Below are 1,286 nucleotides of genomic sequence, written 5' to 3' on the forward strand. Positions count from 1 at the left end.
GACCACTGGGGACCCGGGCCTGTGGGAGCGCCGTGGAAGAGCCGGGCGGCGAGCAGGGAGACCGCTTCGTCCGCCACCCCGGGCTCCTCCAGGAGGTCGCAGGCCGGGCGCTCGCCAAGGCGGGAGGTGAAGCCGTCGGCGGCCAGCCGGTCACGCCGGGACAGCTCGGTCAGCGCGGCGACCACGCCCGCGTCCAGCCGGGAGGGCCAGCGGCCCATCCGCCAGGCGGGCAGCGCCACCCGGGTCAGCAGCCGGTCCCAGCCCGCGTAGGCGAGCCCGACCTGCTCCTGGGCGACGATCCGGGGGCCGTAGTCCACCGACTGGGCGCGCTCGGCCGCCGCCGCGGCGACCCCGCGCTCCATCAGCACCGCGTGCTCCCGGCAGGCGCGCAGCAGCACCCTGGCCACCCAGCCGAGCGCCCCGCACACGCCCCGGGTCAGCGGACAGCGGCCGCTCGTCGCGGAGACGGCCACCGCCGCGTCGAGGCCCCGTACGAAGCGCCGGGCGGCGGCTATGTCCGGCTGTGCGGACGGGCCCGTACCGGCGACGACCGGGGCGAGCACCGCGCGCAGCTCGGCCACCCGCATCCACCACAGGAACGGGGAGCCGATGACGAGGACGGGCGCGGTCGCGGCACCGCCGGGGGCGTCACCGGGGGCGAGGCCCGGCACGGTGGGGGTGGCTGCCGTCTCGCGCGGCGGCGGCCCGTGCGCGGGATGCGTACGGTCCTCCAGCCAGCTGTCGCAGTCCGGCGTGAGCGCTATCGCGGAGGGCGCGGGCACGTCCAGGCGCTCGGCCAGGTCCCGCACCAGCCGGTACAGATCCGGCGCGGCGCGCTCCGGGACCGGCACCGTCGGCGTCTCGGCCGGGCGCGCGCGGGCCACGACCAGGGCGACACCGGCGGCCGCCAGCAGCACCACCAGCGCGAAGCCGCCCACGATCCAGCGGGCCAGATCCCAGCCGGGCCCGGCGAACTGGCCGGTGGCACCGCCCGTCAGCAGAATCACCTCGGCCGCCGCGGGCAGCAGTGCCACGCCCAGCGCGCGACCCCGGACCCGCAGCACGGCCAGGGCCCGCGAACGCGCGGCCCGCGCGCCCGCCTCCCCACCGATTCCGGTCATGAGCGGAGCTCACCCCCTCCGTGCCGCTCCCGTGCTCTCCTGGCGTTGCCCACTCCCCCACTGTGGCACCCACCACTGACATCGCAATGCCGGTGGGCCAAGTGCCGGAATGCTTGCGCCGCACCATAGTTGGGCCCCCGGCCCCCGTCAGCCGGATAGCTGATT

Annotated in this window: 1 pseudogene; it reads right to left on the reverse strand. The window is 77.4% G+C overall.

From position 1 onward, the window contains the following. Positions 1-1,121, reverse strand: a pseudogene (locus tag GTW40_RS15290) (hypothetical protein); the annotation flags it as partial. Positions 1,122-1,286 lie beyond the last annotated feature (165 nt).

It is taken from the genome of Streptomyces sp. SID4985, from assembly GCF_009863025.1.
Lineage (GTDB): Bacteria > Actinomycetota > Actinomycetes > Streptomycetales > Streptomycetaceae > Streptomyces.